The organism is Bradyrhizobium yuanmingense, from assembly GCF_900094575.1.
Taxonomy (GTDB): Bacteria; Pseudomonadota; Alphaproteobacteria; order Rhizobiales; family Xanthobacteraceae; genus Bradyrhizobium; species Bradyrhizobium yuanmingense.
In genome coordinates, this window is sequence record NZ_FMAE01000052.1 from 1 (window position 1) to 8,943 (window position 8,943).

The 8,943-nt window shown below is 59.5% G+C and carries 7 protein-coding genes and 5 pseudogenes; 3 read left to right on the forward strand and 9 right to left on the reverse strand.

Going from position 1 to position 8,943, the window contains the following annotated elements:
- Window positions 1-254 (reverse strand): annotated as a pseudogene (locus GA0061099_RS41935) (IS110 family transposase); the annotation flags it as partial.
- Window positions 255-334: 80 nt separating this feature from the next.
- On the opposite strand from GA0061099_RS41935, the pseudogene GA0061099_RS38110 reads away from it, so the two are divergent.
- Window positions 335-604, forward strand: a pseudogene (locus GA0061099_RS38110) (integrase core domain-containing protein); the annotation flags it as partial.
- Between the two features lie 19 nt (window positions 605-623).
- On the opposite strand, the pseudogene GA0061099_RS38115 reads toward GA0061099_RS38110, so the two are convergent.
- The 3 genes and pseudogenes from GA0061099_RS38115 to GA0061099_RS43345 all read right to left on the reverse strand — a co-directional run.
- Window positions 624-893 (reverse strand): annotated as a pseudogene (locus GA0061099_RS38115) (DDE-type integrase/transposase/recombinase); the annotation flags it as partial.
- 970 nt (window positions 894-1,863) lie between these two features.
- Window positions 1,864-2,496 carry an SDR family NAD(P)-dependent oxidoreductase gene (locus tag GA0061099_RS43340; protein ID WP_199751074.1) on the reverse strand — a complete coding sequence of 211 codons (633 nt, stop codon included), beginning with the start codon at window positions 2,494-2,496 and terminating at the stop codon, window positions 1,864-1,866.
- Between the two features lie 38 nt (window positions 2,497-2,534).
- Window positions 2,535-3,215, reverse strand: a complete 681-nt coding sequence (locus GA0061099_RS43345; RefSeq protein WP_124163993.1) for a nucleoside deaminase — start codon at window positions 3,213-3,215, stop codon at window positions 2,535-2,537.
- 901 nt (window positions 3,216-4,116) lie between these two features.
- Between GA0061099_RS43345 and GA0061099_RS38135 the strand changes: the two genes are divergently transcribed.
- Together GA0061099_RS38135 and GA0061099_RS38140 are read left to right on the forward strand one after the other, a co-directional pair.
- Window positions 4,117-4,278 carry an NEL-type E3 ubiquitin ligase domain-containing protein gene (locus tag GA0061099_RS38135; RefSeq protein ID WP_083235187.1) on the forward strand — a complete coding sequence of 54 codons (162 nt, stop codon included), beginning with the start codon at window positions 4,117-4,119 and terminating at the stop codon, window positions 4,276-4,278.
- Window positions 4,279-4,583: 305 nt separating this feature from the next.
- A pseudogene (locus GA0061099_RS38140) lies at window positions 4,584-5,922 on the forward strand (cystathionine gamma-synthase family protein).
- On the opposite strand, the gene GA0061099_RS41740 reads toward GA0061099_RS38140, so the two are convergent.
- The 5 genes and pseudogenes from GA0061099_RS41740 to GA0061099_RS42925 form a co-directional block, all read right to left on the reverse strand.
- Window positions 5,919-6,128 carry a hypothetical protein gene (locus GA0061099_RS41740; RefSeq protein WP_050996349.1) on the reverse strand — a complete coding sequence of 70 codons (210 nt, stop codon included), beginning with the start codon at window positions 6,126-6,128 and terminating at the stop codon, window positions 5,919-5,921. The pseudogene GA0061099_RS38140 and the gene GA0061099_RS41740 sit on opposite strands and share 4 nt — an antisense overlap.
- A complete protein-coding gene (locus GA0061099_RS41745; RefSeq protein WP_162130879.1) occupies window positions 6,128-6,280 on the reverse strand; it encodes a hypothetical protein in 153 nt (50 codons plus the stop codon). The genes GA0061099_RS41740 and GA0061099_RS41745 overlap by 1 nt, the downstream gene beginning before the upstream one ends.
- Window positions 6,277-7,054: pseudogene (gene tnpC, locus GA0061099_RS38150) on the reverse strand (IS66 family transposase); the annotation flags it as partial. The gene GA0061099_RS41745 and the pseudogene tnpC, both read right to left, overlap by 4 nt.
- Before the next feature lie 76 nt (window positions 7,055-7,130).
- On the reverse strand, window positions 7,131-8,384 hold the full coding sequence (gene ltrA, locus GA0061099_RS38155) for a group II intron reverse transcriptase/maturase (RefSeq protein WP_193375228.1): 1,254 nt from the start codon (window positions 8,382-8,384) through the stop codon (window positions 7,131-7,133).
- Window positions 8,385-8,598: 214 nt separating this feature from the next.
- Window positions 8,599-8,733 carry a hypothetical protein gene (locus GA0061099_RS42925; protein ID WP_256436599.1) on the reverse strand — a complete coding sequence of 45 codons (135 nt, stop codon included), beginning with the start codon at window positions 8,731-8,733 and terminating at the stop codon, window positions 8,599-8,601.
- Window positions 8,734-8,943 lie beyond the last annotated feature (210 nt).

The following is an 8,943-nucleotide window of genomic DNA, read 5'->3' on the forward strand; positions in this document are numbered from 1 at the left end:
CTTCGTACGTAGGGTTTAACATAGGCTGGCGGGATCAATCTCACATCGTGTCCGAACTGCCGAATCTCCCGCGCCCAGTGGTGAGCGGTCGCGCAGGCCTCAATGCCGACCAGGCAAGGTGCGAGCGAGGAGAAGAACGACACGATCTCGCCTCGCCGGAGGCGTTGCCGACCGGCCACTTGGCCTTGGCTATCAACTGCATGGAGGTGAAATACGTGCTTCGAAATGTCCAACCCAATTGTCGCGGCTTCCATTGGTGAATTGCTCCTGTTAGCGGGTTCGTCCATCGCCAGTATATCGCCGGCGCCGAGGGAGCGGGGCCGTCTTCCCCATCAACGGTCGGCTCCGGGATGAATTGTTGAACGAGACGCTGTTCACGTCGCTGGCTCAGACCCGCGTCGCGCTCGGATGCTGGCGCGCCGATTATAACTACACACGACCGCACTCACAGCTCGGATGGAAGACACCCTCCGAGTTCGCCTTCACCTGCCACCCGCGCCGGGATCTGGCGCTGCGCTATGCCGATGGCTCCGCGCCAGCTCCCGTCGCTACCACCGCCCAACTGGGCAAATCCAATGGCTTGAGCGAACTCAGAACTGGATAAAATCTGGGGGCAAGGTCAGCTTGCCTCGCGCGAGGTAGTGCCAAGCGACGCGGCTCTGATCCGCCCACGTCAGAACGGCATTGCTGGCGAGTTGAGCGCCGTTTTTGCTGACCACCGTGTTAGGCTTGCCGCGCTCGGTGATCAGGCGGCTCCAGTTCCCGTGTCACGCGGGTGCCCGAGAGCGAGGTATCGGCCACCAGCGCCAGACACTCGCGGGTGCTATGGTCGACCACGGTCAGAATGCGGAGCGACGGCCGTCGGTGATCTGATCTGACACGAAGTCGCGCGAGACGATTTTTGGGGGCCGTCGCGCCATCGTCTGGGCCCTGGCGACGAGGTCTTTCCCGCGACGCGACATCAGCCGTGCTGGGTGGTAAAACTGAATATGCGATAGCCTTACAGCAGCTGCCAGAGCACCGCTTTGTGATCGAAGGTGAAGATGGGATGGCGCATGAATGACATTTTGCGCGCAGCGGCACCGCGCGATTTGGTACTCCTCGATTCCACGTCGCGCGCTACTTGTGAGAACAACGACTCTTCAAAGCTGGCTTGACGCGCGCCTTGTTCGTCCACGACTGACCGAGTTCATACTCTTGCCATGGCCGGCGATTACGTAGCGGCGCGTCTTGCGGTAAACTATGCGTTCGATTGCCCAACTCGCCATCGTTCCTCACGGTAGCACCACGACTTGATCCGAACCGCGTTGCCGCGCCCTCTCTACTGCCGCCCTGCGCGCCCTGGGGAACATCAATGGAATCTCCGTCCTGAACTCATAGTCTTTCGCCGAAATACTGGGCGATATGATCCGGAAGCGCCAATAGCGGCGCCCCCTTGGCTTCTTCCCGTACTCGCGCTCCCACCGCGAAGTGTCAATCCGCACATCACTCATGTTGGTGCTGATAGCCTCAAAGATTACAACCTTTCCCAGCGGCCTGCTCCAGGGCGTCAACTCGTTCGGCTGGTCGGCAAGCTCAAGCACCTGCGCTCCGCAAAGCTGCCCCGCGCACCGTTGCGGTCTGGGCCGCAATCGCACACCCACTCGACGCCTTCACCTCCGACAATGTGCCGATTACCTCAGAGCTTCAGGCTATCGAACTTAATGCCATTACTCCTTATTGCGGTCGAGCCATCATCGCATGACGATGAGCCTTTTCTTCCTCAGACAGCACCTTGTTCAGACGTGTAGCCTCTCGGGTGGCTTCATCGCCCCCCTATCACGCAGGTTTCGCCAGTAAGGAGGGCGTGATAGCCTTGGCGTGCTACAAGGGCCGGATCGTTCTTCCAGTTATTGTCAGCAAATGCTGTCGATCCCATGCCGGCCTTAGCATGGAATGCCGTTGCGGTGGCTCCCGGCTGCAAGATGGTGATCCCGACATTCGTGCCAACCAGTTCTTCGCGCAGGCTGTGGCCGAAGGACGACAGGAATGCCTTCGAGGGACCGTAAACTGTCTCATAAGCGTAGGCGTAGTGGCGGAGAGCGAGCTGACAAACAGAAACTTCCCACCCCCGCTCTTGATCATGCCTGGCAGTAGGGCATAAATCAAACGGACCGGGGAGATGACGTCCAAACTAATCAGATCCAAATGCCGTTCCAGCGGAATTTCAAGAAATGCGCCACCGATGGAAATCCCTGCGTTTAGCACCGCAATCTTCAATGGCCGCTCAGTATCCCATACTACTTTGATGACAACTTCGTTGCCCTCCGCCGTAGTCAGATCGGAGCTGAAAGCAATCACCTCAGCGCCGAGCGACCGGAGTTCACTAGCCGCGTGCTGAACACGATCACTGAAACCTGAGATTACCAGATCGTGACCGTCCTTAGCCAGAAGTAGGGCCAGTTCAAGCCCGATGCCGGATGATCCGCCGGTTACAAGAGCAAGCGGTTTTGGCATTCAATTTCCTTTGTCTTGGAAGGCGATTGTCGCGTCGGTTATTCGGGAAGGATTGACTTCGAACTCGGACGAGAGCGCAAAAAGGCCTTGCTAATCGAAAGGGCCGGCGCAGCGAAAAAGGCGGTCAAGCCGCTCCAGGATACGATGGGCCGCGGTGCGGACGCATGGCGTTCAGGCAACTCCGCTGCCGGTCCAAAGCAACCTCTTCGTTTCATGTATCGCCAAGCAATCGGGTTCCAGTCACGCCAGACCTGCTCGGCTCGCGCTGACAACAGTCCGGACACGATTTCCGGCGGACTTCCAAAAACCTCAGGCAGTTTACTGGATAGATGCTCGTCCTTCAGTACGGTCCATTTCGAGTATCCGCCCATCACCGGAGAGGAAAGCGCGAAGACCACCCGACTTATTCGCGCCTCTCTGGTAGGAAACGAACACATCGGGCACGGCTCGACGATCGAATACAAAGTACAATCTGGCAGACGTTTTCGCTTCAGACTCTTTTGTGCCCGAGAAAGCGCGACTAGCTCCGCGTGTCTAGTTACGTCGCCTTCCGACGAAACGCAATTTGTCGCCTCGGCAACGATCTCTCCTTTAGAAACAATGACAGCCCCGAACGGCAGCTCTCCGTGCTCCGCACCGCGCCGAGCGAGCTCTAGGCACCACTCTATCATTGCCAGATCTTGAGCGTAAGCTTCCGGCATACTCATGAGCGTCAGCATCGGTAAGGGAACCACAACCACTGGCCGGACCGGATATTTCCCCAACTGCGATGATGAGAGTATGGACTCGCGTATAGGGTTGATGTTCGTGAGAGGCGGTCTTCATGCATCGCAACGGAGATCATTGTAAATAGCCCAGATGGAGTGCGGGAAATATAGCGACAGATGAAAGCTGGCATAGTGGAGAGAGCAAACAGGGCGTTGCACTCATTGCCACGGATCGCGAGAGAACTAGTCTGATCAAATCGTCACATCGCTAACCGCCTAGGCAAACGAAGTGCTCATGAACGAGAGCAAGGACGCGTTTGGTCCGCTTCCGCCGACGTTAGGCCGCGGATATCCGGATCGGGGTCTTGTCAGTCGTGGCTTGGACGAGCCTAGTGGCATGGATAGCGTCATCCTTTCTTGGTAGCTTTCGCCGGCCGTGGCGATATTGAGACCATCCCATTTAGTTCTGGTTCAGCGATTGGCCCTATCGTAGAGTGTTCAACGCCATTCTTCGTGCCATCCGTCTCCGACCTCGGGCAACTCGCACCCGCATTAGACCGCATCGCTCGACTTACAACCACTACCAGAAACGGTGGTTCAGAGCTGCCCTGATTGTCTAAACCGAGTTTCCGCATCGATAGGTGGAGCCTCTGACGGTGCTAGGCCGCCATGCGGAGTGGTAGCGTAAGCGGAAAGGGGCTTTCAGGTCACTTGGTCTGTCGACCTTTCTCATCGACCACCACCCCGTAACATTCCGCCCTGATCGCCCTTGTTTCAGCTTATCGGACCGTGGGCCTGACCTCGCGGGATGTCAGTAACTTCGTTGCGGCGAAAGCATTGCGCGCTCGGCGGGAAAGCTCGGCGTCACAATCGCTTGATCCTTCCTGAGATCTGAAACTATCCAGCAGCACTTATGCGCTTATTTGAAGTTTCCGGCGTCACCGACGCTGACGTTGACAGTGCAGAGATAACCGTGCGGAGTAAGGAGGCGGCGGAATTTGCTGACTATCTGGCGACGGACTGGCAACCTTGGGACGATGCAAGGAAATTGCCTGCGAGATCAAGGGCGCTCTAAGGGGTAGGGTGCTCGATGGTCACGGCCTCAGGCTGTGAAGCAGCTTTTGTTAGTTCGCATGAGGCATAGCGCTGTACGTCAGGGCTGCGGAGCGCCGGCCTAGACGCCGGCGCATTGCTCAGGTCAGCTGCTAAAATGTGTGCAAGTAGCGGTGAGAGTCGGACTCGCTTCCCCGATGCCGCAACTGCGCGAAGACCGCCGCAAAACAGGGAGCCCAAAAAGGCCGGGCTCGATTGTGTGACCACCGCCGTGTACCACCGATTCGGCCCGCAACGCGGGGCAAGCATCAGAACAGCGAGGCAACCATGGTAAATCCGTTCCCGTCGAAGACCCATATCGGCAACCATATGCTGCATCCGGAAACCCTGATGCTGACCTATGGCTATGATCCGCAATTGTCGGAGGGCGCCATCAAGCCGCCGGTGTTCCTGACCTCGACCTTCGTGTTCAAGACCGCCAAAGACGGCCAGGACTTCTTCGATTACGTCCCCGGCCGGCGTGAGCCGCCAGAAGGCATGGGCGCGGGCCTGGTCTATTCGCGCTTCAATCATCCCAACAGCGAGATCGTCGAGGACCGGCTCGCAATCTACGAGCGCACCGAGAGCTGTGCGCTGTTCTCCTCGGGCATGGCGGCGATCGCGACCACGATCCTGGCCCTTCGTCAGGCCCGGCGACGTCATCCTGCACTCTCAGCCGCTCTATGGCGGCACGGAGACCCTGCTGACGAACACGCTTGCGCGTCTGTCGATCGGCGCGGTCGGCTTTGCCGACGGCATCGATGAAGCCCCCGTCAGGCAGGCGCGGAGGAGGCGACGGGGAGGGGACGGGGAGGGGACGGGTTTCGATGATCCTGATCGAGACGCCCGCCAATCCGACCAACGGCCTCGTCGACATCGCAATGATCCGCCGCATCGTCGATGCCATCGGCAAGGCGCAGGGACACACGCCGGTCATCGCCTGCGACAAAACGCTGCTCGGGCCGGTGTTTCAGCGGCCGATCGAGCACGGCGCGGACCTGTCGCTGTATTCGCTGAGCAAGTATGTCGGCGCCATTCCGACCTGATCGCGGGCGCCGCGCTCGGATCGAAGGCGATCATGAAAGGCATCAAGGCGCTGCGCGGCGCCATCGGCACCCAGCTCGATCCGCATTCCTGCTGGATGATCAACCGCTCGCTCGAGACGCTCAGCCTGCGGATGAAGAAAGCCGATGCGAATGCGCGGCTCGTGGCGGACTTTTTGCGCGACCACCCGAAGGTCGCCAGGGTGCATTACCTCGGTCATCACGAGCAGGACTCGCTCTCCGGCGCCGCGTGTTCGCGCGGCAATGCCTCGGCGCGGGGGCGACGTTCTCGTTCGACATCGTCGGCGGCACGGAGGCGGCGGTGAAATTCCTCAACGCGCTGCAGATCCTCAAGCTTGCGGTGAGCCTCGGCGGCACGGAATCGCTCGCAAGCCTGCCGGCGACGATGACCCATTCCGGCGTTCCCCGCCGACATTCGCCAAAAGATCGGCGTGCTCGATTCACGAGGGCCGCATAACATTCATTCGGAAATGCCGGCCCGACGTAGTTCAACATTGATCGGGACATCCCCCCGCAACAGTTTTCGAGGGTCACTTTACCGGGTCCACCCTGTACCCTTCTAGTCGTTCTGCACCAGTCCAATGATGTAGACTGGCAGCACGGGCCGATCTGCCGGGAGCAGCCAGTGCGGGGAAACGAAGCGCTCGAACTCTCTAGCGTACGCATCCGGCGTAGGCCGCAGGCTGGTTGGATCATTTCCGTTGCCAACGGCCTGCACACCATCTTCGCCGACGCCATAGACCCAGATCAGGCCGTCCTCGATCTCCATTATAGAACCTGACGAGCTCGATCAGGTTTTCGATGCCAAAGTCGGTGAACGCCGATGGTAATGTCGCGCAGCCAGTCTTCGTCTTCACCGAGGTCTTTTGCGACCTGGGTGAGGGTGGTGACGTGATGAACTTTGTTGACGTGCGTGGTCATGCCGCTCGAGCGGAGAACGCTGATGCCGGCGTCCAATTCCAGGGCAGAAGCTCGTCCAGCCGGTGAGCTGGGTGGGCGGCGATGCGGGCAAGGATATCCGTGAGCCAGGCCTGCGGATCGACGCCATTCATTTTGGCCGTGATGATCAAGCTATACATGGAAGCCGCGCGCCGTCCGCCGCGATCAGAGCCGCAGAACAACCAAGATTTTCGCCCAAGAGCGATGCCTCGCAAGCCTCTTTCGGCGGCATTGTTGGAGAGACAGACTCGCCCGTCCTCCAGGAAGAGCGTGAAGCTCGCCCACCGCTTCAGGATGTAGTTGAACGCCTTGGCCAGGTCGTGCCCACGGGACAGCTTGGCGAGCTGCTCCCGCATATAGACCTGCAGATCCTCGACCAGAGGCCGGCTTAGCGTCCGTCGCATCTCCAGACGCTCTTCGGGGCTCCTGCTTGCCGGTGGCCTTGCGACGCGCATTCTCTTCGATATCGGCCATGGCGAAGAACGGGCGCCGCGCATGGACCCAACACGCCGCTTCCCGGATCGGTCCAGGGTGGCGTCCCGCCAGATAGAGCTGGTTGTACCCGTCATAGGCGTCGGCCTGCAGGATGCCGGCATACCCCGCCAGATGCGCCTGGGGATGCTCGCCCCTACGGTCGCGGGAGTAGTAGAACATCGCCGCCGGCGGCCCGGCGCCGCCAAACGGCCGATCGTCCCGGACGTAGATCCAGCACCGTGCCGTATCGGTCTTGCCCTTGGCCAGCACCGGCACTGTCGGGTGAGTAGGCCGGAGGGATTTCACCTCCAGCCTCTCGCAGAACCGGGCGTGAGACTCTCGCCTCACCCGGCTCCCATCAGGCAAGCTTGCCGCCATCGCCGAGTTGCCAATGCACAAAGAGCCTGCGGTTCTCACGCGCGATCTTCTCCAGGAAGAGACGCGCGCGTCCCAAGCGGTGATGGAAGCGCTTGTACTTTCGCTTCAACCAGATAGCCAACGTCTGGTTGATGTAGCGCGCCAAAGGATAGAGCGCCGAACGCGTATATTGCCCATAATAAGCGATCCACCCCCTAACCATCGGGTTTAGCTCGCGGGCAATATCGTCCAAAGTCACCTCGGTTCGCTTGCGAAGTTTCAAGCTTCGGATCGTCGCTCGCATGGCATTCAGCGCTGGTTTGCTGACCGCCGGAGTGAACCCGCAGAACATCCTCTGCGAACGCGGCCGCAGGACCGATCGCGGCCGGAAGCAATAACCGAGAAAGTCAAACATGACCGTCTCAGTCTTGCCCCGGCGTCGGTCGTCCTTGCAGTAGACGATCCTCGTCTTCGTAGGATGCAGTTCCAGGCAGCACTCTGCCAGCCGAGCCTGGAGCGCTTCGCGAATGCTTTGCGCCTCCATCTCATTCCGACAATGTACCAACCCGTCATCTGCATACCGACACCACCGGAGATCGGGGAACATCCGTGCCATCCAGAGATCAAATGCATAGTGCATGAAGAGGTCGGCGAGGATCGGGCTCACCACGCCCCCTTGTGGGGTACCGCGGCTTCGCTCGATTATCGTTCCATCCTCTTGCACCATCGGCGCTGTCAGCCATCTTTCAATGTAGAGCAGCGCCCATGCGCACGTCACATGTTTCCGGACGGCCCGCAGCAGACGCTCGTGGTCGATATTATCGAACAGTCCCTTGATGTCGAACTCCAGAACCCAATCGTACTTCCAGCACCGCTGTCGCGTTACGCCTACGGCATCGAGAGCCGATTTACCGGGTCTGTAGCCGTAAGAATCCGCCAGAAAGATTGCGTCGAGAGCCGGCTCAATTAGTTGTTTGACAACCGTCTGTGCCACGCGGTCTGCCACAGTGGGCACCCCGAGGATCCTTTGGCCCCCACTCTTCTTTGGAATGGAGACGGCGCGAACAGGCGGCGGGAAGTAGGCGCCTGAGCTCATTCGATTCCAAATCTTGTAGAGATTGCTCTTCAAGTCGGACTCGAACTGCTCAATCGTCACTCCGTCGACACCGGCTGCGCCACCATTGGATCGCACCTGCAGATATGCTTCGTACACCTCTCTCTTGTCGATGTTGAACGGTTTGCTCGGCTGGTTCACCGTCGTCCTCCTGTTGTCAGTTGCGACGGTGGCCAGCCCTCCTGATCCGATCCCTTTGCTCCGGCCCCATTACGAGCCTTCGTCGCTAATACGGATCGGTCCGTCCCAGTGCTCCGCGTCGGTAATCTCGCCTCGCGGTCTTCTCCGCTTGTGCTTCTCCCTTTCCATCGGAGCGACTGGTTCCTGCAGTTCCGCGGCAGCGCCTGCATCCGATTCACGCCCCCTCAACGCCGGTCGCCGCCCGCCCGGTCATCAGGCTTCCGGCGGGCTCATCCCAGAGGGACGACACACCTCTGGTTTTGACGACGATTTCCACGTTACGACGGTTCATCGGCGGGTTCATTTTCATTCGTCTCTCGGACGCCTATCCGTTCGGGTATTCCCGACCGTTGGCTTCAACGCTCACGACCGCGCCTCTTAAGCGAAGCCGCTTGAAGTGATTTGGGACCTACTCCTGAAAGTCGATCCCGAGGGGCCTACCCTCATCGCTGCCACAGCTTGTGCACACAGATTTTCAGATCATCTCGATCATCCTTTCCGTGTGCTTCTGCAGCACACT

What these genes read in the sequence shown, in the direction of transcription:
- GA0061099_RS42925 (WP_256436599.1), bottom strand. Translation starts at nt 8,733, where the DNA reads ATGAAAATGAACCCGCCGATGAACCGTCGTAACGTGGAAATCGTCGTC.
- GA0061099_RS41745 (WP_162130879.1), bottom strand. Translation starts at nt 6,280, where the DNA reads ATGACCACGCACGTCAACAAAGTTCATCACGTCACCACCCTCACCCAG.
- GA0061099_RS41740 (WP_050996349.1), bottom strand. Translation starts at nt 6,128, where the DNA reads ATGGAGATCGAGGACGGCCTGATCTGGGTCTATGGCGTCGGCGAAGAT.
- GA0061099_RS38135 (WP_083235187.1), top strand. Translation starts at nt 4,117, where the DNA reads ATGCGCTTATTTGAAGTTTCCGGCGTCACCGACGCTGACGTTGACAGT.
- GA0061099_RS43340 (WP_199751074.1), bottom strand. Translation starts at nt 2,496, where the DNA reads ATGCCAAAACCGCTTGCTCTTGTAACCGGCGGATCATCCGGCATCGGG.
- GA0061099_RS43345 (WP_124163993.1), bottom strand. Translation starts at nt 3,215, where the DNA reads ATGCTGACGCTCATGAGTATGCCGGAAGCTTACGCTCAAGATCTGGCA.